18 protein-coding genes and 1 tRNA gene are annotated in these 19362 nt (G+C 64.1%); 8 read left to right on the top strand and 11 right to left on the bottom strand.

Features of this window, described 5'->3' with window-relative positions; translation table 11 throughout:
- Nucleotides 1-49 precede the first annotated feature (49 nt).
- The 3 genes from RBH26_RS10095 to RBH26_RS10105 all read right to left on the bottom strand — a co-directional run bounded on the left by RBH26_RS10095 (nt 50) and on the right by RBH26_RS10105 (nt 2834).
- Nucleotides 50-736, bottom strand: coding sequence for a hypothetical protein (locus tag RBH26_RS10095; protein ID WP_306758122.1), 687 nt, complete (start codon nt 734-736; stop codon nt 50-52).
- On the bottom strand, nt 733-1677 hold the full coding sequence (locus RBH26_RS10100) for an NAD(P)H-binding protein (RefSeq protein ID WP_306758123.1): 945 nt from the start codon (nt 1675-1677) through the stop codon (nt 733-735). The genes RBH26_RS10095 and RBH26_RS10100 overlap by 4 nt, the downstream gene beginning before the upstream one ends.
- Before the next feature lie 206 nt (nt 1678-1883).
- A complete protein-coding gene (locus RBH26_RS10105) occupies nt 1884-2834 on the bottom strand; it encodes a YkgJ family cysteine cluster protein (protein ID WP_306758124.1) in 951 nt (316 codons plus the stop codon).
- Nucleotides 2835-2956: 122 nt separating this feature from the next.
- Here RBH26_RS10105 and RBH26_RS10110 point away from each other — a divergent pair, with 122 nt between their 5' ends.
- Nucleotides 2957-3199, top strand: a complete 243-nt coding sequence (locus tag RBH26_RS10110; protein ID WP_306758126.1) for a hypothetical protein — start codon at nt 2957-2959, stop codon at nt 3197-3199.
- A gap of 137 nt (nt 3200-3336) precedes the next feature.
- Here the strand turns inward: RBH26_RS10110 and RBH26_RS10115 are convergent.
- Nucleotides 3337-3425 (bottom strand) — tRNA-Ala (locus RBH26_RS10115).
- Nucleotides 3426-3605: 180 nt separating this feature from the next.
- Here RBH26_RS10115 and RBH26_RS10120 point away from each other — a divergent pair.
- Complete coding sequence (locus tag RBH26_RS10120; protein ID WP_306758273.1) at nt 3606-5438, top strand: ATP-dependent DNA helicase; 1833 nt, start codon at nt 3606-3608, stop codon at nt 5436-5438.
- Between the two features lie 261 nt (nt 5439-5699).
- On the opposite strand, the gene RBH26_RS10125 is transcribed toward RBH26_RS10120, so the two are convergent.
- Both RBH26_RS10125 and RBH26_RS10130 read right to left on the bottom strand, forming a co-directional pair.
- Nucleotides 5700-6824 carry a class I SAM-dependent methyltransferase family protein gene (locus RBH26_RS10125; protein ID WP_306758128.1) on the bottom strand — a complete coding sequence of 375 codons (1125 nt, stop codon included), beginning with the start codon at nt 6822-6824 and terminating at the stop codon, nt 5700-5702.
- On the bottom strand, nt 6817-8025 hold the full coding sequence (locus RBH26_RS10130; RefSeq protein WP_306758130.1) for a 60S ribosomal export protein NMD3: 1209 nt from the start codon (nt 8023-8025) through the stop codon (nt 6817-6819). Before RBH26_RS10130 ends, RBH26_RS10125 begins: the two co-directional genes overlap by 8 nt.
- Nucleotides 8026-8437: 412 nt before the next feature.
- Between RBH26_RS10130 and htpX the strand changes: the two genes are divergently transcribed.
- From htpX to radA, 4 genes are all read left to right on the top strand, one after another.
- Complete coding sequence (gene htpX, locus RBH26_RS10135) at nt 8438-9319, top strand: zinc metalloprotease HtpX (protein WP_306758131.1); 882 nt, start codon at nt 8438-8440, stop codon at nt 9317-9319.
- 44 nt (nt 9320-9363) lie between these two features.
- The gene (locus RBH26_RS10140) at nt 9364-10020 is read left to right on the top strand and encodes a hypothetical protein (RefSeq protein WP_306758132.1); all 657 of its coding nucleotides are present in this window, start codon (nt 9364-9366) and stop codon (nt 10018-10020) included.
- Nucleotides 10021-10341: 321 nt separating this feature from the next.
- Nucleotides 10342-11538 carry a PQQ-binding-like beta-propeller repeat protein gene (locus RBH26_RS10145; RefSeq protein WP_306758133.1) on the top strand — a complete coding sequence of 399 codons (1197 nt, stop codon included), beginning with the start codon at nt 10342-10344 and terminating at the stop codon, nt 11536-11538.
- A gap of 301 nt (nt 11539-11839) precedes the next feature.
- A complete protein-coding gene (gene radA / locus RBH26_RS10150; RefSeq protein ID WP_306758134.1) occupies nt 11840-12871 on the top strand; it encodes a DNA repair and recombination protein RadA in 1032 nt (343 codons plus the stop codon).
- A gap of 191 nt (nt 12872-13062) precedes the next feature.
- Here the strand turns inward: radA and sufU are convergent, their stop codons facing one another.
- From sufU to RBH26_RS10175, 5 genes are all read right to left on the bottom strand, one after another.
- The gene (sufU, locus tag RBH26_RS10155) at nt 13063-13482 is read right to left on the bottom strand and encodes a Fe-S cluster assembly sulfur transfer protein SufU (RefSeq protein WP_306758135.1); all 420 of its coding nucleotides are present in this window, start codon (nt 13480-13482) and stop codon (nt 13063-13065) included.
- A gap of 204 nt (nt 13483-13686) precedes the next feature.
- The gene (locus tag RBH26_RS10160; RefSeq protein ID WP_306758136.1) at nt 13687-13935 is read right to left on the bottom strand and encodes a hypothetical protein; all 249 of its coding nucleotides are present in this window, start codon (nt 13933-13935) and stop codon (nt 13687-13689) included.
- 118 nt (nt 13936-14053) lie between these two features.
- Entirely contained in the window at nt 14054-14689 is a 636-nt protein-coding gene (locus RBH26_RS10165; protein ID WP_306758137.1) for an HD domain-containing protein, read from the bottom strand.
- Nucleotides 14690-14919: 230 nt separating this feature from the next.
- Complete coding sequence (locus RBH26_RS10170; protein WP_306758138.1) at nt 14920-15339, bottom strand: hypothetical protein; 420 nt, start codon at nt 15337-15339, stop codon at nt 14920-14922.
- 339 nt (nt 15340-15678) lie between these two features.
- A complete protein-coding gene (locus RBH26_RS10175) occupies nt 15679-16923 on the bottom strand; it encodes a cysteine desulfurase (RefSeq protein ID WP_306758139.1) in 1245 nt (414 codons plus the stop codon).
- Between the two features lie 583 nt (nt 16924-17506).
- Here RBH26_RS10175 and RBH26_RS10180 point away from each other — a divergent pair.
- Complete coding sequence (locus RBH26_RS10180) at nt 17507-18487, top strand: ABC transporter ATP-binding protein (RefSeq protein ID WP_306758141.1); 981 nt, start codon at nt 17507-17509, stop codon at nt 18485-18487.
- Nucleotides 18484-19359 carry an ABC transporter permease subunit gene (locus RBH26_RS10185; RefSeq protein WP_306758142.1) on the top strand — a complete coding sequence of 292 codons (876 nt, stop codon included), beginning with the start codon at nt 18484-18486 and terminating at the stop codon, nt 19357-19359. Before RBH26_RS10180 ends, RBH26_RS10185 begins: the two co-directional genes overlap by 4 nt.
- Nucleotides 19360-19362 lie beyond the last annotated feature (3 nt).

A 19362-nucleotide genomic window follows, 5' to 3' on the forward strand; every position in this document is an offset into this window, starting at 1 on the left:
TAACGACGTACAGTAGTCCGTATGACTGGTGGCTTCACCTTTTGCCGTGTCACTGAAGGATCGTCGAGAGTGACGTGACCGCGACGACTGCGACGACGTGGCCGCCCAGCGCAAACAGCAACAGCGGGTGGTCGACCACGAACGGAACGAACAGGAGCTGTACCGTCGCGAAGGCGACGTTCATCGCGTCGGCTCGGCGGTACCGCCGTGTCGACTGTGGATCGAACTCGTAGACAAGCGCGCGCCAGAGCCCGACGAGACTCGCCCACCAGCAGGTACCGATCCGGTAGACGACGTCCCACAGCACCAGCAGCGCGAGCCAGATCGCGACCGGCGGCGGATCGGCCCCGAATAGGTCAGCCACGAGCGGCTGCTCGCTCCACCCCGGATCGGCAACGAAGAGATAGGTGACCAGCGTGACGAACGCGAGCACGCCGAGGACGACGTCGATACTCGAGCCAAACAGCAGTCGCCGGTAGCCTGCCGGCGTCGGGAGTTCCCGAACGGCACGGCTGAACCGGACCATCAGCCAGCTACCGATCGTCGCGACAACGACGGCGACCGTTCCGGGAAGGACGGCGCCCGGGAGATCGTAGACGATGGCGACAGCGAGGATCGCCGCTTCGAACCCCAGAAACTGGCCGACGACCGCCATTCGAGGCGACACGTCCACGCCAGGTATCGTCCCGACGAGGCTCTCGTACACCCAGGTCTCGCCGTACTCCGGCGACGTCATTCGACGTTCCGCCCCGGCTGTGTCGGCGCTGCGGTTCGATCACCGCGCTTTGACTCGGTATCGAGGGCCCGCCGAACGGCGGTCTCGAACGGCGTCAACTCGAGATCGACGAGCCGTGCCAATCGGTCGTCGGTGACGACGACTGGGTTGCGAACGCCGCCGATCAACGGGTAGGCGAGTTCCTTCGGGACGTCCGTGACGAGCCCGACCCAGTACGCCGAGAGCCGCGGGCTCAACACTGGAACCGGAACGATGAGCGGGCGCCGACCGTTCGCGATTTCGGCCGTTTTCGTCAGCATTTCCCGATACGTAAGCACGTCCGGACCGCCGATCTCGTAGGTTTCACCGGCCGTCTCCGGCCGCTCGAGGACGGCGAGACAGTACGCGACGACGTCGTCGATCGCGATCGGCTGACAGGGCGTGTGGATCCACTGTGGGGTCACCATCACCGGGAGCCGCGTCGCGAGCTGGTGGATCAGCCGAAAGCTCGCGCTACCGTCGCCGACGATGATCGCCGCCCTGAGCACTGTCACCGCGGCGGTTCCGTCGGCGAGTATCGCCTCGACTTCCCGTCGGGAGGCGAGATGGCTCGAGAGTTCGTCCGCGTCGCTGCCGAGGCCGCTGAGGTAGACGATTCGCTCGACGCCGGCGGCGGTCGCCGCCCGCTCGAAATTCCGTGCGGCCCGTCGATCCCGCGCGGCGAAATCCCCGCTCGCGTCCATCGCGTGGATCAGATAGAAGGCGACGTCGACGTCCTCGAGACCCGTCTCGAACCGACCCGGCTCGAGGACGTCACCCTCGACGACGGTGACGTCGCCGGGCGGTTCGTACGCGTCGGCGTCTCTGACGAGGACGGTCACGTCGTGGTCGGTCGACGCGAGTACGGCGTCGACGAGCCGCTTGCCCACGAACCCGGTTGCGCCCGTCACGAGTACGTCCATAGTCGTCTTACGGCTGGGACGGTCTTAACGCTCGCTCGAGTGATACGGACTGCCGTAACTATTTGCCAGGACGGGGTCGGCGATCGGCGGGCAGTGACGACAGGAGACCGTATGATACGGATTGCTGTAACGATTTACCGGCGCAACCGCGACCCGGGCTGCGGTTGCGCCGGTAACGACTTACAGGAGTCCGTATGGGGCTTCGATCAGCCGTCCCAGCCCGGCGTATCGGGTGCGCCGCGGTCGTCCTCGACCGCGCTCGCGACCGCCGGCGAAGGGGCCGTCTCACCCTCGTCCCCGGCGCGTCGGTACCACTCACGGATCGCGGGCCCGACCCACGACTCCGCGCGGTCGTCGCCGGAGCTGTCGGTGTCCGTCGTCTCGAGCGCCCGCGCTTTCCCCCACTCGTAGTGGTGCTCCGAGATGGCGAGCGTGCCGGGACTCGAGCCCGCCGCGATGGCGAGACACTCCGCGCGGTCGGCAGCCGTCAACTCCCCGGTCGCGGCGCGGCCGACGATTCCCTCGAGGTCGTCGGGGCGTGGATGGGCGAACAGCTTCGCGCCAAGGGCCTGTGAGCCGAGCAACAGCCCGTCGAGATCCTCGTCGATTTCGGCCTCGAGCAGTCGCGTGCCACCACCGGCCGATTCGACCCGTTCGCACTCCGTTTCGTGCTCGAGCGCGAGGTTGTGGGCCGGATAGGCGCCACACTCGTCCGGAAAGTGCTCGCCGCCGTGGATGCGACACTGCAGCGACTCGGGGTCGAGAAAGACACAGGACGGGAGCCACACGGACTCCTCGCGACCGAACGGCGCGACCGGCTTCGGCGGCTTCCGGAGGCCGACGAAAAACACCGGTCGGCCGGCGACGGCGGCGACGCTGTGACCGTCGACGGTGACGCTTTCGCGCTCGTCCCGGGCGTGCCAGAACCGCGGCGTCAGTGCCGCGGCCATCCCCGACTCGAGGAAACCACGCACTTCGTCACGGATCAACGGAACGAAGTTGGTGTCGTCGTCAAGCGGCGCTCGCGCGCTCTCACCGTCGAACGGAGTCCGGCGCTGGTGATCGGCATCGGCATCGACGTCGGCGTCGGTCGCGTCCTCGAGCAGCGATCGCCAGTCCATACAACAGCCCGCACAACCTTCGCAGTGCACCTCCATGAACGACCGTATAACGCGGTGCGTTATAACCGGACGGCCGGTATCCGCCGTCGATTGCCACAGCTGTGTCGATGGGGGTCTTCGGGGGAACGACTTTCACCGTTCGGAACCCAGTTTCGCGTATGGCAAACGACTCCTGTGACGGCTGTGGACGTCCGATCTCGGTCGCTGGAGGGATCGCCAACCTCTGGACGTTCGGCGAGGACGACGGCAGCGAGGGGACCGCGATGACCTTAGCGCTCGCAGACGGGACAGACCACATGCTGTGTTACCCCTGTATCGAAGCACTGCCCGACGAGCCGACCGCTGCGGACGTCGAGCGGTTGGAACAGGTCGACGCGGAGACCTCCCGGCTGAGCGCGTAGCCTCACAAAAAATCTCGGGCCGACGCGATCGAACGGCGGTTGCACCTGACCGTATCCGACTGCGAGCACAACCGAACGCCGATCGTCGGGTAGCGCATGAGCGGAACCACGAGCACTGCGGTATCGACAACCGCAAGCGGAAGGGGTGGGATTTGAACGCCACGTGGCCGACTGGCCGCCGCGGGGCAGATGCCACCGCGGTGCTCTACCGCTGAGCGACCCTTCCGTACCCGAGTCCGATGGTGGATTTCGTATTTGTAATCGACCGACTACCGCCGCGTACGGCTGGGTAGCCCCTCCCTACCGGGCCGATACCCGCCGGTGGACGTCTCGAGAGGGAACGTCGTGTTGCACGACGAGCGACGGTTCGTAGCCTTTAGGGAGCGGCCGCGCCGTGCATCGAACGGTGAATCCCGAGCGGATCTTCGAGGAGTTTCCCGCGCCGAGTTACCGCGGGGCCCAGGAACAGGCCCTCCGTGATATTCGCGACGCGTTCGCGGCTGGCAACGACGTCGTGTTGGTCCGGGCGCCGACGGGAAGCGGGAAGTCCCTGTTAGCACGGGCCGTCGCCGGCTGTGCCCGGCGTGTCGACGATGCCGACCCGAGCGACGCCACGGGCGCATACTACACGACGCCGCAGGTGTCGCAACTGGACGACGTCGCGGCCGACGACCTGCTGGCCGATCTGAACGTCATCCGTGGGAAGTCGAACTACTCCTGTATTCTCCCCGACGAGCGTGAGACGCCGGTCAATCAAGCTCCCTGCGTGCGCAAACGTGGCTACGACTGCTCGGTCAAACATCGATGTCCGTACTTCTCCGACCGGGCGATCGCTTCGAACCGATCGATCGCAGCGATGACGCTCGCCTACTTCATGCAAACCGCCGGCAGCGAGGTCTTTCGCAAACGCGACGTCGTCGTCGTCGACGAGGCCCACGGCCTCGCCGAGTGGGCCGAGATGTACGCGACCATTCAGCTTGGTCCGCGGACAGTGCCGTTCTGGGACGACCTCCGCGTCCCCGAGATCGACGACCTCGACCGCGCCGTCCGCTACGCCGAGAACCTCTCCCAGCAGTGTACCCGCCGAAAGGACGAACTACTCACACAGGACTCGCTGACCCCCGCCGAGGTCCGGGAACGAGATCGGCTCCAGGAACTCATCGGCGAACTCGACTGGTTCGTCTCGGACTACCGCGATCCCCAGAGCCCGACGACGTGGCTGGTCGACCAATCCGAGCCCTCCGGGACCACTCGAGAGAACGACGACGAACCGGCCGGTGGGCCGCTGACGATCAAGCCGATGAACCCCGAGAAGTACCTCCAGCACACCGTCTGGGAGCGGGGCAACAAGTTCGCGTTGCTGTCGGCGACGATCCTCAACAAGGCGGCGTTTTGCCGACAGGTCGGGCTCGATCCTGCGGACGTCGCGCTGGTCGACGTCGAACACACGTTTCCGGTCGAGAACCGACCGCTGTACGACGTCACGCAAGGCAAGATGACCTACGAACAGCGATCGGAGACGATGCCGAAGATCGCCCGGACGATCGTCCGGCTCATGCAACGCCACCCCGACGAGAAGGGACTGATTCACGCCCACTCCTATGACATCCAGGAGCGACTGGCCAACCGTCTCACCGATTTCGGCGTCGGCGACCGCGTTCGTACGCACGACCGCGACGGTCGAGACGCCGCCCTCGAGGCCTGGAAAGCGACGGACGAGCCCGACGTTTTCCTCTCGGTGAAGATGGAAGAGGCGCTCGACCTGAAAGGCGATCTCTGTCGGTGGCAGGTGTTGTGCAAGGCGCCGTTTCTCAACACGGGCGACTCGCGAGTGGCCCACCGACTCGAGGAAGGCCAGTGGGCCTGGTACTACCGGACCGCGCTCCGGACCGTCATCCAGGCCTGTGGCCGCGTCGTTCGTGCGCCCGAGGACCACGGCGCGACGTATCTGGCCGACTCGAGCCTACTGGATTGCTTCGAGCGCGCGCGCACTGACATGCCCGACTGGTTCGAAGCACAGGTCGACCGAATGCGTCGGCCCGAGCTCCCCGAGTTCGATCCACACGCAGCGCTTGGCGACGGGGCGCGTTCCCGAGGAAATCGTGGCGCCAGCAGGTCGACGGGTGGCGGGTCCAGAGCCGGCTCGAGGGCCGGACGCGATGGGAGTCGATCGCGGCGCGGTTCGGGTCGCTCGTCGGACTCGAGTCCCGTAGCGGACGTCTGGGATACCGACGGTTAGAAGAGGTGCATCGCTGGCATCGCGACCATCGAGGTCGCCATGAGGATGGCAAACGTCAGCGCGATGAATTTGTTCCGGGTGTTCATACGCGCTCTTTGTACCGGCGATAGTATGAATCTCACGACCGTCGTGTCATACGTCCGGACGGCACGATTCACCGGTCGGTCGCACGACGGCGGCCGTTGCCGACGGTGACGGCCGCGAATTCGCGACCGACGGCTCACTAACTGCTGTCCGGCAGTATCAGTATCGCGATCGCACTCACTCGATTCGAGCGTCGACGACGACGTGGGAGACGCCTGCGCTGTGACTTTTCACTCGCCGCGTCTCGAGGACCTCGAGTGTCCGCTCGGCGTCGTCGACGGCCGACTCGAGGCGCTCGAGCGGTCGCTCCCAGAGCCGTGACTCCGGGGTCGCCTCGTGGTAGTGGACGACGCCACCAGCGGCGAGCGCGTCGAGAGCGTCCGGGAGGAACTCGTGGGCGCCGTCGGCGCGTGTCCCGTGGCCGTCCGCGTCCGTGCCGTCCGCGCTGCCGTAGTAGCCCATGACGATCCGGTCGGCTTCGAGATCACTCACGAGGTCCCGACAGTCGGTCATGTAGGCGTCGACCCGATCGCCGACGTCGTTGAGCACGGCGTTCTCGAGCAGATAGCGGAAGGCGGTCGGGTTGATCTCGGCCGCCGTTACCTGCGCGCCGGCACGAGCCATCGGGAGGGTGAAGTAGCCGATACCGGCGAACATATCGAAGACCCGCTCGTCGGGATCGACGACCTCACCCATCCGTGCGCGTTCGGCCTGGTTCCCCGGTGAGAACATCACCTCGGCGGGATCGAGCCCGTAACGGGTGCCGTGTTCGGTGTGGATCGTCTCGGTGTCCGTCTCGCCGGCGATAAGCCGAGTTCGGGGCTCGCGGTGGGTCCCTGCGTCGCCGTCGTTTTCGATCCCCTCGTCGGCCAGCACGCTGTCGGCCTCGCCGTGTAACTCGAGCAAGGCCTCGCCGAGAGCCGCCTCGTCGGGACAGTCTTCGGGTACTGTCACGAGGATCACCGAGCCGACCACGGCCCACGAACCCGGCGCCGACTCGAGGTCGGCTTCGCTCCAGCCCCGTTCGGCGAGCAGATCCTCGAGGCCAGGGCTCCGGGGTTCGGGATCGACCTGCCGGACGACCCCGAGGACGTCCGTCTCGCTCGGGGGCGCCGTGACGGGGAGTGCGACTCGTCCGTCGTCGTTCTCGCGGACGCGCCGCGAGTCGTCGTAGACACCCTCGTCGCGTAGCGATTCGATGGCTGTCTCCGTGTACGGTTTCTCGACGAGAGCCGCAAGCGGCACGTCGGCGGCCGCTCGCTCGAGGACGTCCGCGGCGGTTTCGTCCGTTCCGTTAGACATCGCTTTCGCCGCGGTCCGCGTAGGGATCGTAGTGACCGCTTTCGTCGGCCTCGTCGCCCGTATCGGGGTCTGGGTCGGGAAGGATGTGTAAGCCGGCGCGACTCTTCAGGACGGGGACCGTCTCGGCGTCGGGATCGAAGTAATCGGGCCGCGCGACGGTTTCGGCCTGGTAGGTCTCGGGATCTAACACCTGCACGGCGTTCTCGTCCTCGACGGTGACGACCGTCGTCTCGACGGCGTCCTCGAGTTCGCCGAGTTTTCGTGCGTCGGGCGCGTTCCCCTCCTCGTAGCTGGCCTCGTAACGTTCGCCGGTCGTCGCGCGGATTCCCTTCAGATTGCCGTGGGCGCTGCGGACGATGACCGGTCCCTTCTCGTCGTCCTCGAGGTCGATGACGTCACCGGGGATGTACGGCGGCAGACGAACGGCGAAGGTGACTCGATAGACCTCGTTGCCGTCTTCGTCTTCGGTGACGAGGGTCTCGGCGTCGTTGACGGACCCGCCGAACTCCTCGACGGTCTTGTTTGCGATCTTCTTGCCGATCTTGTTGGTCGAGACCTTCATGTTCAGCCCCTCGTCGACCTCGCCGATCTCGGTGATGAAGGCGTTGCGGTCGCCCGTCGCTTCCATGTCGGCGACGACGGTGTTTGCGATCTCCTTTGCGCGGTCAATCTCCTCGGTCGTCGGCGTTCGGCCTTCCGCACGGATCTGGACGATGCTTGCGTAGTAGTCGCCGGCGATCCGTCCACAGCGCGAACAGGTCTGGCGGGCGATCTTGACGGGGACCATCACTTCCTCTTCGACGGGCGTCCCGCGGACGACCCCCGTGAAGTAACAGTGCATCCGGATCGTGTTCTCGTCGATCTGTTCGGGTTCGACCTGCCAGGCGACGTCCTCGACGTCGACATGAACGGCAAGCGCTTCGCTTACCTCCTCGATGGCGATGTCGGTGTAATCCTGTGCACCGACGTCGACCCACCGATTACCGCGATAGACGGCACCACACTGGGCACAGACGCGAACGTCGATCCGATCCGGCGCGTCGACGAAGTCGAAGTTCTCGAAGTAACACGAATCGCAGAGTTCGACCTCGGCACCGGGTCGGAGGGGATCCGCTGCCCCCTCCTCGCCGTTCGCGTCGCTCGCCGACCGCTCGGGCATCGGCTCCCCACAGCGGGGACAGAACGCACGCGATTCACTCATTATTCCCACTTGGAACTTAAGCGAGTTAAGCGACGTGTTCCAGCCGCCGACTGGACACGGCCGCTCCCGGTGTGATCCACCACGACGTGTGTCGATGTCCCAGGGGCGAACCGACTCGAGATGATTCATTCGCTCTTCCGTCCCTCCTCGAAAACGTCAGACATCCGTGCAACGGATCGTGTCAGACGTGCTCACGTCTTGGGGTCTCCATGCGAAACGAGGGGCTCGAGATCGGACTCGAGACGAATCGCTCGAGCGACGACAGATCGTGCGGAGCTGTAGCGAACGCTGTCCGTCGGTGCCGGCACATCCACAACCGGATCACGGGTATACCGGGAATTCAATACAGAGGACTGTACAGTCGATGGACGCGTCGGTGACACTTATCCCGCCTCGCCTCCTCATTCTATCTATGAACTGGCAGGCGGACTGGGGACTTCGATTTCGAATGTTCCTGACGATGTTTCTGCTGTTCGCGCTGTACATCGTCTTCGCGGGCGTGATCACCGCGTACATGCAGGGCGATATCTTGCTGTTTGCCGTCCTCTTCGGCGGCATGTCGCTGGTCCAGTACTACTTCAGCGACACGTTGACCCTCAAGAGCATGGGCGCGAAGACGGTTTCGGCCGACGAGTATCCGCAACTTCATGGCTCCGTCGAGCGCCTCTCCCAGCAGGCCGACCTCCCCAAACCGAAAGTCGCGGTCATCGACTCGCAGGTACCCAACGCCTTCGCGACCGGCCGAAACCAGAAAAACGCCGCCGTCGCGGTGACGACGGAGCTCATGCGAACCCTCGATCGGGAAGAACTCGACGGCGTCATCGCCCACGAACTCGCCCACGTCAAGAACAGGGACATGATGGTGATGACGATCGCCTCGTTCCTCTCGACGATCGCTTTCATGGTCGTCCGCTGGGGCGCGTTCTTCGGTGGCGGCCGAAGCCGCGGCGGCAAAGGCGGCGGTGGAATCATGGTCGCCATCCTCGTCTCGCTGGTCGTCTGGATCATCAGCTACATCCTGATCCGTGCGCTCTCACGGTATCGCGAGTACTCCGCCGACCGCGGCGCGGCCGCCATCACCGGCAACCCATCGGCGCTGGCCTCCGCACTCCTGAAGATCTCCGGTCAGATGGACAAGGTACCGAAAGAGGACATGCGCGAGGAAGCCGAGATGAACGCCTTCTTCATCATCCCAATCAAGTCCGGTGTCGTCGGTCGCCTGTTCAGCACCCACCCGCCAACGGAGAAACGCGTCGAACAACTGCGTGAACTCGAGCGGGAACTCGCCGCTTGATACGAACCGACCCATTCTAAGGGATCGGCTTCGTTGCACAGAGTATGGGACTGCTCGACGGTCTCCGCGCCGTTCTCGGCTTACGCGCCGAAACCGATGCCAGACGCGACGCCGATCCCGACGATCTCTTCGGGATGAGCACCGCCTACCTCACGATGGAGGCCGAACTCGGCTACGAGTCGGCCGACGTCGGCGCGCTCTGTTTCTCCGGCGTCGACTCGAGCAGCTTTCGTGACGCCGTCGACGAGGTCGAGGCGATCTTAGCGGCCGGCCGCGAGGAGACCGGTACCGACTTTCGGGTCACCAGCGACGACCACGGCTATCACTGGGTCGTCCTCGAGGATACCGATCCGGAGGACCTGATCACGAGCATGCACTTTGCCGCGGACACGTTCATCGAACACGGGTACGGCTCGCGGCTGCTCGCCGCGCTCTTCGCTTACGAGGACGGCGATGGCGCCTCGCGCCATCGTGGCGGAGGCGGTGGAACCGCCGAAGCAGACGGCACTCCCGTCTACTGGATCTACTCGTTCCGTCGGGGCCGGTTCTACCCCTTCGCCCCCCGCCCCGGACGGGAACGAGACTCGAGTGCGGAGTTCAAACTCGAGGCGGCCTTAGACGGCGAACTCGAGATCGAACGCGAGAAAGAGTACTGGTATCCGCTGTGGCCGAGCTCGAGCGGGACACACCCCTGGGAGTGACCACCAACGGCCGACGGTCGATGTCGACCGTTGTCGGCTCTACACCGGATCACCTCGATACCAAACTATGTTGGCATCACGTGTATGTGTAGGAGGCACATAGAGCGAAGCGTACGGCAGGAAGCCACCAAGCCACATCATCACCAACTGCGCCATACACCAGTTGCCCCCCCTTTTTCCTGCCGACACTTTCAGTCACCATCCAGCCACAAGGCTGTCCGACCGACTGCAGCCGAGGCCGAAGCCGGTGCCGCGTTCGATCTCCCGTGATGCTGTCCGTTGTCGCATCCATTATATCGATCCGTTCGGTAACCTCAGCCAGTGACTGACTGGAATCAGTTCAAAGGCGACCCACGGCACTCTGGAGTGCGTCGTGACCTCGAGGGACCGGATCGCGTCTCGGAGCGCTGGACGGCGGATCTCGTCGGCCCGGCCGGCTCTCCGGTCCTCGATCGTGACACCGTCTTCGTCGGGACGAGCCACGGCAACTGCTATGCGTTCGATCGCGAGACCGGCCGACGGCGCTGGACGTTCGAAACGACGGTTGCGACCGATGAGACGCCGGTCGTCACCCGCGACTCGCTATTTTTGGGGACCGAAGACGGCACCGTCTTCGCACTCGATCCCGCGACCGGCGACCTGCAGTGGGAACGAGCGCTTTCGGACGGTCGCGAGCCCGCCCTCGCGCTGGCCGACGGTCGGCTCTACGTCGGCCACACGGCGGGGGTCTCGACGCTCGAGCCCGCGACGGGCGAAACGATCTGGACTCACGAAACCGACGCGCCAGTCGTCGGCACGCCGGCAGCCGAGCACCCGCGGGACCGCAAGCGCCGCCACGATCGATCTCACAGTCCGGACGAGGACGAACTGGATCTCCTCTCACTCGAGGACGCGCGAATGGACGAGGAGGGAACGGACGACGGGACTCGGGTCTACGTCGGGACCGCCGACGAGACGATCCACGCCCTCGCGGCCGACACCGGGGAGGAGCGCTGGACTGCACCGGTCGGCGGGGCAGTCGTCGACGGCCCGACGATCGTCGACGGGCGCGTCTACGTCGCCGACGACGACGGAACGCTCGTCGCGTTACACGCCGACAACGGACAGTCGTGGTTCACTTACCGGAGTCAGGACGACTTTACGACGGCGCCGACCGTCCTTCCTGACGCAAGCGCGACGTTCGTCGGCGCCGCCGACGGCTACCTCCACGTCACCGACACCACCTTCGGCCGCCGCAAACTGCGGGGCTGGCTGTTCTCGAAGAAAGGCGTCGCCCTCGACGGCGAGGTCCGCTCGAGTCCGGTCGTCGTCGGCGACGTCCTCTGTGTCGGCGACTCGACGGGATCGCTGTACGGCGTCGACGTCTCCGGCGACGCCGAGGACTGCGATCTGCTCTGGCACTTCGGCCTCGAGGATGGGGTGACGGCCACGCCTGCACTCGGCGAGACCGAACTGTTCGTCGGCGGTGGTGACCGTCTCCACTGTCTCGAGTGGACGCTCGAGGAGTCGCGACTCTGATACGATTTCCTGTAAGTCATTGCCGGCGTAACCTCGACCCGGGCGGCGGTTACGCCGGTACATCGGTACAGCAATCCGTATGATACGGTTTCCTGTACTGAATTGTCGACACGCCAAAGCTGGGTCACGGTCCAGCGCTCGGCCTCGTTCGCTACTGGACTCTCGGTTTTCGGGTCGGTCGCCGAACGACTGCTGATAAACGCTCTCACCTACTGTCGGATCAACCCGACGCAGTCCTGCACTTTCACTTTCACTCCCCTGTTAACGAGGCTTTATGGGGGGTCCGGCACAAGGAGTGAATATGCCAGACGCAGACCTCGAGACCCTCCCCGGTGTCGGCCCGGCAACCGCAGACAAACTCCACGATGCAGGCTTCGACTCCTTCCAGAGTCTGGCCGTCGCTTCGCCCTCCGAACTGTCGAACACGGCCGACGTCGGCGAGTCCACCGCCGCGGACATCGTCAACGCAGCCCGTGACGCCGCCGACGTCGGCGGCTTCGAAACCGGCTCGACGGTACTAGAACGACGCAACGAGATCGGCAAACTCTCCTGGCACATCGACGAGGTCGACGACCTCCTCGGTGGCGGGATCGAGACCCAGTCGATCACCGAAGTGTACGGCGAGTTCGGGTCGGGCAAATCGCAGGTCACCCATCAGATGGCCGTCAACGTCCAGCTCCCCAAGGAGGTCGGCGGCCTCCACGGCAGCGCGATGTTCATCGACAGCGAGGATACGTTCCGTCCGGAACGGATCGACGATATGGTCCGTGGCCTGCCGGACGAAGCGATCGACGCGGCCCTCGAGGACCGCGAGATCGAGGGTAGTGCCGACGACGAGGACGCCGTCGACGAACTCGTCGAGGACGTGCTAGACAAGATCCACGTCGCGAAGGCGTTCAACTCCAACCACCAGATGTTGCTGGCCGAGAAGGCCCAGGAACTGGCCAGCGAACACGAGGACTCGGAGTACCCGGTCCGTCTGCTCGCGGTCGACTCGCTGACCGCTCACTTCCGTGCCGAGTACGTCGGCCGTGGCGAACTCGCGGACCGACAACAGAAGCTCAACAAACACCTCCACGACCTGGACAAGGTCGGTAACCTCTACAACACCGCCGTCATCGTCACGAACCAGGTCGCATCGAACCCCGACTCGTTCTTCGGCGACCCGACCCAGCCGATCGGTGGAAACATCCTCGGACACAAGTCTACGTTCCGGATCTATCTGCGAAAGTCCAAAGGCGACAAGCGGATCGTCCGTCTGGTCGACGCGCCGAACCTCGCCGACGGCGAGGCCGTCATGCGGGTTCAGGACGAAGGCCTGAAGCCGGAGTAGCGATCGCTTTTCGTTTTCGATAGGCGGGCCAGGCAGTTCACGACGTACCCGATACGAAGCGTGACAGCGTTGTGACTCGAGTCGAGTCAGAATACGGAAAAGCGACGTTCAGACGGGTCGTTGTAATCGATTACCGTCGATCGCCGGCCCCGTATCTGGCGATCGCCGGAACATAGCTACAACGATCCGTATCAGTCTTCGGTCGTCGTCTTGTCCTTCTCGAGTTCGCCCATGTAGATCTCCGCGCCGTCCTGTGCGACCTTCTCGGCGAGGACGGCACACTTGACCCGCATCGGCGAGATGTCGACGCCGAGCATGTCGATGATGTCGTCGCGGTCCATCTCGAGCAGTTCGTCGACGGTCTTGCCCTGCAGTTCTTTCGAGAGCATACTCGCAGAGGCCTGACTGATCGCACAGCCGTCACCGGAGAAGGCCACCTGCTCGATCGTCTCCTCGTCGTCGTCGAGGACGACGTCCATGCGAATCTCGTCGCCACACATCGGGTTCTCGCCGACGTGGGTAAACGTTGGATCCTCGAGTTTCCCGTAGTTGCGGGGATTCTTGTAGTGATCGAGGATCTGCTGTCTGTACATATCCGAGCCCAGTCCCATTGCTACGTACGAATAGAGAGGAGAGTTGTAAAAGGGTTCCGGGGCGCTGAACCGTCCGTTACCGAAACCGGTTACTGCGGCGAGACTCGCGCGGTTCGTGTTCGGATCCACTCGTGGTGGTCGCTAACAACCCACAGCCAGCGGAGGAAGAAACGAGCCTTCGGCGTCGGTCGTGGTCTCGAGAACGGTTGGTGGCCGGTACTGCTACGTCGACCCCTGGTCGATTGGGGGATTGAGGTAGCAGGCGTCGATGACCACGAGCACGCCGATAGCTGCCGCGACGAACATCGCCTGCACTACCGACACGCTCAGGACGTGTGCCACGACCAGTGCAACCGCGAATACGACCGGGATGATCCCCAACAGGAGATCGTACCGGCTGGCCTTGGCGAGAACACCGACCAGGGACTCGAACGGATCCCGTTCGGGACGGCCGATTGTCGTCTCCTGCATGGTTCTCACCTCGGCGGTCGCTAGTAGACGTTGCCGTATAGGAAAAACCTTTGGTGAGTTTGGTGTTGTTTAGGAGCCAACGTGCGGTCCGGTAGCGTGGCCGTCGAACGGTCGACAGCTACCGCTCGCCGGCGAGTTCGCGGTCGAACTGCGTGAGGTATTCGCGGACGACCGTCGCACGTTCGTCAGCCAAGTCGCGGCCGACGTCGGTGTACATCCGGTTAGGGAGATCGAGGATCTTCTTGTGGAGGTGGTTGTACTGTGTCGCTCCGGCCGCGGTGTCGTCGTCGGCGACGGAGGTTCCGGGATCGTACATCGGCTGTCCCAGCGCCCCGCCGTGGGCGAAGGTCCGTGCGATCCCGACCGCGCCGAGCGCGTCGAGGTTGTCCGCGTCGCTGACGAGTTCGGCCTCGAGAGTCTCGGGTTCGATCGTGTTCGAGTACCGGTGGGCACGAACGCAGTGTTGGACGTGATCGATCGTCTCGGGACTCGCACCGACGTCCTCGAGGATGCGGCCGGCTTCCCTTGCCCCCCACGCTGCGTGGTCGTCGATCTCGCCGCGGTCTTCCTTCTCGCGGCCGATGTCGTGAAGGAAGACGGCGAGGTTTACGATGCGGTCGTCGATCCCGTCGGCCGGGTGGCGATCGACCAGCGTCTCGGCGAGCGTCGCAACCCGTTGGACGTGATGCCAGTCGTGGGCCGGTGGTGCGTCCTCGAAATAGGAGCGGGCGCGGGTTCGAACGGTCTCGAGCATGGCTGCGTGTTCCGCCGAGAAGAGAATAAGCGACCCGTTCGATCGATGGTATCCTCACGATGCGACGGTATACGGTTGGCTGTCCCGACGTTTCGACACGCCGGCGACTCGTCTGTGAGTGGATCGATGCTGACGGACAGCCGTCCGTCTCGTACGGTCTCCTGTCGTCACTGGCCGCCGATCGCCGACCCTGCCCTGGCGATGGCGGGAACTCGGGACAGCAGTCCGTATCAATCACTCATCGACGTGGAATCCCCGTTGTGGCCGTTTTGGTGTCGCTCGAGCGATCGACAGCTGTGGACCAGCTGATCGGGGATATCGGCCGCGTTCGCGTACAGCGCCTCGAGGACGGCTTCGATTTCTTCGAATCGCGGCCCGCGATACGCACGGAACGGGTCTCGTTGCCACTCGACGAACTCCGATGCCTCGAGCAGCGGAAGATGTTGATGGTGGAGTTGAACGCGTAACTCCGTGGGATCGTCCGGAAGGTGGTGATTGTCTGCGGCGTTCGGTAACGAAACGTAGCCGCCGTCCTCGACGTCCATGAGCGCGTCGACCACCTGTCGTCGTGGTTCGGCAGCGAGCGCAGTGAAGATTCGATTCCATCGATACACGACCCGTTCGGGGTCGCGGTTCCGCTCTGGAGACATATACACGTATTATGGAGACTATATAATAAACATTGGTGTAAAATACTACTCGATCATAGTGACAGTGTGACACAGTATCGTGATTGGGGGTGATCGGTCGAGAATCGGTTTACGTCCCGTAGAACGTCGATATTTAACATCCCCGTGGCGGCGCGAAACGGTCGCTTCGACGTTTCCCTACCAATCGTCGAACTTTGCCTGTCGTCCCTCGCCGAGACGGGCCACACCTCATACTGTCGGAAAGCAGTCAGTAAGACGTCGGTCGCGAACGCGCGGCCGTCACCCGTTGGGACGGCCGCAGTCGCGCGACCGATCGGTGAATCGTTCTGTCCGGCAGTATCAGCTGAAGAGCTGCCGCGCGTCGTCTAAGGCCGCGACCAGTTTGTCGACTTCCTCGCGAGTGTTGTAGACGTAGAAAGACGCTCGAGTCGATGCGGGGACGCCCAGTTTGTCGTGCAGCGGCTGGGTACAGTGATCGCCCGCGCGAACGGCGATGGTGTGGTCGTTCAGAATCGAGGTGAGATCATGGGCGTGGACGCCGTCGACGTTGAAGCTGACGAGACCGCCACGATCGGAACCGCCCTCGGGACCGTAGATCTCGACGTCGCCTTCGGCCGCAAGTCGCTCGTAGGCGTAGGCGGCCAACTCCTCCTCGTGAGCCTGAATGCGATCCATCCCGATTTCCTCGAGCCAGTCGATCGCGGCCGTTAAGCCGACGGCCTCGGCGATCGGTGGCGTTCCGGGTTCGAACTTCCAGGGGAGGTCGCCCCACGTCGACTCCTCGAACGTAACCTTGCGGATCATACCGCCGCCATAGAGGTACGGCTCCATCTCCTCGAGGAGTTCCTGCTTGCCGTAGAGGACACCGATTCCGGTGGGACCGGCCATCTTGTGTCCCGAGAAAGCATAGAAGTCGGCGCCGATCTCGCCGACGTCGACGGGACGGTTGGGGACCGCCTGTGCGCCGTCGATGAACGCGAGCGCGTCGTGGTCGTGGGCGAGGTCGGTCAGTTCGGAGACGGGGTTGACCGTCCCCAGGGTGTTCGAGACGTGGACCGCCGAGACGAGTGCCGCGTCGTCGTCGATGAGTTCGCGGGCGTGGTCCATGTCGAGTCGGCCGGTGTCGTCGACCCGGATGTACTCGACGTCGGCACCAGTCTGTTTAGCGATCTGTTGCCAGGTCACGAGCGAGGCGTGGTGTTCCATCTCCGTGAGAACGACCCTGTCGCCGGGCTCGAGTTCGTTCAGCCCCCACGAGTAGGCGATCAGGTTCTCGCCTTCGGTCGTGTTCTTCGTGAAGATGACCTCCTCGCGGCCGTCCGCGCCGATAAACTCGGCGACGCGGTCGTGGGCCTCCTCGTAGGCAATCGAGGCCTCCTGACTGAGGTGGTGTATCCCGCGGTGGACGTTCGAGTTGTACCGACGGTAGTAGTCGCTCATCGCGTCGACGACCGGATCGGGGGTCTGGGTCGTCGCCGCGTTGTCGAGATAGACGACCTGCTGGCCGTCGAACTCGCGCTCGAGAATAGGGAACTCGTCGCGGATTGCCTCGACGTCGAGTGGCTCGAGGTTCTGTTGACTCATTGTCTGTCTACAGGAACCCCAGACAAAACACTCCTTCGGTCTACGAAGTCGATAACCGTCCGTTTCGGTGGTTCACGGCTTCGAAGGGGTGGGAAAGGTGGGAAGGGAGAGATCGGTTCGGTGGGTGGGTAGGTGGGTGGGTGCCTCGGCAGGGTCGGGGTGGGATCGGTCCGTATTCCCCTGCCGGTCCAGTTTTTTCTTCCGATCGGCATATCGGTGTTCCCAAACATATTTGGTACTATTATCTCCCCTCTTTCATACTCGCCGGATTAGCAGTGAGATAGGGCGCTAAGCCCGCCTCAAGGAGCCGTTAACGGCGGCGAGTAGTACTGTCGGACAGCAGTCAGTGAGCCGTCGGTCGCGAACGCGCGGCCGTCACCCGCGGGACGGCCGCGGTCGCACGACCGATCGTCGAATCGTGCTGTCCAACAGTATAAGACGGAGGTAGTTTGCATCGAAGATTGCTGTGGTCGGACAACGAGTCGAAACGAACCGTTTGCGTTCGGTATCGCCGGAGCCGGCACTTTCTCCGTCTGAAACGCTGACCCGTCAATTATGTATCTATTTCGTGTTATGCCAGTAGATGACTGCCATAGAGACGAGAGGGCTGACGAAGACGTACGGTGACCTCGTCGCCGTCGACGACCTCGAGTTGACCGTCGAGGAGGGCGAGGTGTTCGGCTTTCTGGGCCCCAACGGGGCCGGGAAGTCGACGACGATCAACATGTTGCTCGATTTCACCCGTCCGACAGCGGGTTCGGCGACGGTACTCGGCTACGACACACAGACCGAAGCCGACGCGATCAGTCCTCGTGTCGGTGTCCTCCCGGAAGGGTTCGACATCTATCCGCGCCTCTCGGGCCGCCGCCATATCGAGTTCGCGATCGAGACCAAAGACGCCGCCGACGATCCGGACGCGATCCTCGAGCGAATCGGGCTTTCGGCTGCAGACGCCGCTCGGCCGGCCGGCGGCTACTCCAAGGGAATGCGCCAGCGACTGGCGACCGGGATGGCGCTGGTCGGCGATCCCGACCTGCTGATCATGGACGAACCCTCGAGCGGTCTCGACCCCCATGGGATCCGCGAGATGCAGGATCTCGTCCGTTCGGAAGCCGAACGCGGGACGACGGTCTTCTTCTCGAGTCACATCTTGGAGCACGTCGAGGCGGTCTGTGACCGGGTCGGGGTGTTAAACGAGGGTGAACTCGTCGCCGTCGACACCATCGCAGGGCTGCGTGAATCGATCGGCGGCGGTGCGACGATGGAACTCACGATCGCCGAGGCCGCCGATGGACTGTGTCACGTCGCCGACGACGTCGACGGCGTCACCGACGTCGCCGTCTCCGGTCGCACTCTCGAGTGTACGGTCACCGATTCGGCTGCGAAGGCCGATGTCGTGATCGCACTCGACGACGCCGGCGCGACGATCGAGGACGTCCGTATCGAGGACGTCTCGCTCGAGTCGCTGTTTACGACGCTGACCGACGGGGATACAGCGACCGATTCGGGCCAGGACGGAGACGGGACGACGCCCGCGACCGCGCGATCGGAGGTGGCCGAATGACCGCACACATCGGCACCGTCGCGCGCAAGGAGTTCGAGGACGCCGGCCGCTCGAAACTGCTCTGGGCGCTGGTTGGCCTGCTCGTCGGGATCGTCGTCGTCGGCTACACGGCGATCTGGTACACTGGCGAAGACGCCTCCGCCTCCGAGGTGCTTGGCTTCCTGGGATTCCCGTTGCAGACGATCGTCCCGATCGCCGCGCTCATCGCCGGCTACATGGCCGTCGTCGGGGAGCGGCGTTCGGGCAGCATCAAGCTCCTGCTTGGCCTGCCGCCGAATCGCACCGACGTCGTGTTCGGGAAGCTGCTCGGTCGGCTGGCCGTCGTCGGCACCGCCATCGGTCTCGCCTTTCTCGCTGCCCTCGTGTTGGGTGCGGTCTACTTCGGCTCGGTACCGTTCGTCGACTGGCTCGAGTTCGCCGCGGTCACGCTTTTGTTCGGTCTCGCCTTCGCCGGCCTGGCCGTCGGCAGCTCCGCTGCCGTCTCGACGCGGGGGAAGTCGATGGCGCTCGTCGTTGGCGTGTACGTCATTTTCGTCGTCCTGTGGGAACTCGTCACGGCCGGTCCCTACTACCTCGTTCACGACGAAGGCCCGCCCGTCGAAGCCCAGACGTGGTATCTCGTCCTCGAGCAGTTCAATCCGATGTCCGCCTACACCACGATGGCAAGCAACGCGATCGAGGGAACCGTCTTCCCGTTTACGTTCCAGTACGGTCTCGAGGACTTCGAGGCGGCGGGGATGACGCCAGCCGAACGCTACGCCGGCGACGCGCCGTTTTACCTGCAGGACTGGTTCGGTGTCGTCGTCTTGCTGTTCTGGCTAGTCGTCCCCGTCGCGATCGGCTACTACCGATTCAAGAAGGCGGATCTGTAGTCA

This window comes from Natronolimnohabitans sp. A-GB9, from assembly GCF_030848565.1.
Lineage (GTDB): Archaea > Halobacteriota > Halobacteria > Halobacteriales > Natrialbaceae > Natronolimnohabitans.

Coding starts and splice junctions, on each gene's coding strand:
- RBH26_RS10095 (WP_306758122.1), bottom strand. CDS start 736: ATGACGTCGCCGGAGTACGGCGAGACCTGGGTGTACGAGAGCCTCGTC.
- RBH26_RS10100 (WP_306758123.1), bottom strand. CDS start 1,677: ATGGACGTACTCGTGACGGGCGCAACCGGGTTCGTGGGCAAGCGGCTC.
- RBH26_RS10105 (WP_306758124.1), bottom strand. CDS start 2,834: ATGGAGGTGCACTGCGAAGGTTGTGCGGGCTGTTGTATGGACTGGCGA.
- RBH26_RS10110 (WP_306758126.1), top strand. CDS start 2,957: ATGGCAAACGACTCCTGTGACGGCTGTGGACGTCCGATCTCGGTCGCT.
- RBH26_RS10125 (WP_306758128.1), bottom strand. CDS start 6,824: ATGTCTAACGGAACGGACGAAACCGCCGCGGACGTCCTCGAGCGAGCG.
- RBH26_RS10130 (WP_306758130.1), bottom strand. CDS start 8,025: ATGAGTGAATCGCGTGCGTTCTGTCCCCGCTGTGGGGAGCCGATGCCC.
- htpX (WP_306758131.1), top strand. CDS start 8,438: ATGAACTGGCAGGCGGACTGGGGACTTCGATTTCGAATGTTCCTGACG.
- RBH26_RS10140 (WP_306758132.1), top strand. CDS start 9,364: ATGGGACTGCTCGACGGTCTCCGCGCCGTTCTCGGCTTACGCGCCGAA.
- radA (WP_306758134.1), top strand. CDS start 11,840: ATGCCAGACGCAGACCTCGAGACCCTCCCCGGTGTCGGCCCGGCAACC.
- sufU (WP_306758135.1), bottom strand. CDS start 13,482: ATGGGACTGGGCTCGGATATGTACAGACAGCAGATCCTCGATCACTAC.
- RBH26_RS10160 (WP_306758136.1), bottom strand. CDS start 13,935: ATGCAGGAGACGACAATCGGCCGTCCCGAACGGGATCCGTTCGAGTCC.
- RBH26_RS10165 (WP_306758137.1), bottom strand. CDS start 14,689: ATGCTCGAGACCGTTCGAACCCGCGCCCGCTCCTATTTCGAGGACGCA.
- RBH26_RS10170 (WP_306758138.1), bottom strand. CDS start 15,339: ATGTCTCCAGAGCGGAACCGCGACCCCGAACGGGTCGTGTATCGATGG.
- RBH26_RS10175 (WP_306758139.1), bottom strand. CDS start 16,923: ATGAGTCAACAGAACCTCGAGCCACTCGACGTCGAGGCAATCCGCGAC.
- RBH26_RS10180 (WP_306758141.1), top strand. CDS start 17,507: ATGACTGCCATAGAGACGAGAGGGCTGACGAAGACGTACGGTGACCTC.
- RBH26_RS10185 (WP_306758142.1), top strand. CDS start 18,484: ATGACCGCACACATCGGCACCGTCGCGCGCAAGGAGTTCGAGGACGCC.